General features: G+C 45.1%; 1 protein-coding gene. It reads left to right on the top strand.

What is annotated here, in order from left to right; genetic code table 11:
• The coding region (locus ICN47_RS12700; protein ID WP_216220276.1) for a hypothetical protein at positions 1-1,272 on the top strand (1,272 nt) is incomplete at both ends.

Here is a 1,272-nt window from a genome sequence, read left to right as displayed (position 1 = left end):
TCAACGCTCCATCGGCCTCACCTCTCTTGCCTATTTAGCCAATCTCTTTAATATCCGCTTTTTATTGGGTGCTGCCCAGCCTTTGGCTGACCCAGCGAGCGTCTTTTTGACTCAGCGCGATCGGGATTATGGGGTTGTTTTTGAACTCCCAGCAGAGTTCTTGATCAAAGTACTAAACCTTCATGATGCTAATGCCTATTTTTTTCGCCATTTGCTCACTTTCTTGATTTTTTATGCTGCGGTTTACTTTTTCTATAAGTTAGTTAAGTTACGCTATCAAGATTGGCGCATCGGACTATTGGGCGCAGTCTTTTTGGTTCTCAGTCCGCGTATTTTTAGTGATGGATTTTTTAATGACAAAGATCTGGTCTTTATGTCCGTCTTTGCCATTGGTATCCATACCTTAGTTCGCTTTGTTTTAAAGCCAGGTATGTTCACGGGCCTATGGCATGCCCTAGCATGCGCCCTTGCTATTGATTTACGTCTCATGGCGGTAATTTTGCCCGCAGTTACTGTATTTACCTTACTAGTACTAGCCGCTCGTAAAGAGCTCTCTTTTAGCAAACTGATTGGCTACCTAGGCACCTATCTTGCCCTAATGGCATTACTGGTGGTTGCCTTTTGGCCCTGGCTTTGGTTGGATCCCTTAGGGAACTTTGTCCTCGCCTTTAAGAACATGGCAAGGTTTAGGCATGCCCCAGACATGGTGTTTATGGGCGACATTGTTAATGCCAGCAGACTTCCTTGGTACTACATCCCCGTTTGGATTGGAGTAACTACCCCCATTCTGTATTTAATCCTCTTCTTGGTAGGTGCTAGCACTACTGTAAACACCTTAATCCGCAATATTTGGAGTAAGACCAAAACCTTATGGGCCAATGATGCTCAATTGCAAGACCTACTCTTTTTGGGACTCTTCTTTGCCCCACTACTAGCCGTCATCATGCTGCACTCCATTTTGTATAACGGTTGGCGCCAGATGTACTTTATCTATCCGGCTTTTTTGCTAGTTTCGATCAGAGGGTTGATTAGTCTTTGGGCTTTGACCAACACCAAGCAAATGGCAAGGCGTATTCTCCTGGTGTTGGTGATTGGATCCATGGGTTTTACCAGTTACTGGATGGTGCGCTGGCACCCCTATCAGTATCTGTACTTTAATGTGTTAGCTGGACCATTTGCTAAGCGCTTTGATGTTGACTACTGGGCCGTCGCATATCGTCCAGTATTAGCCAAGATCGTGGGACAAGATCCTAAGGCGAGTTATTCGATCTA

It is taken from the genome of Polynucleobacter sp. AP-Latsch-80-C2, assembly GCF_018882185.1.
Taxonomy (GTDB): Bacteria; Pseudomonadota; Gammaproteobacteria; order Burkholderiales; family Burkholderiaceae; genus Polynucleobacter.
This window is presented reverse-complemented; position numbering and strand designations above follow the sequence as displayed.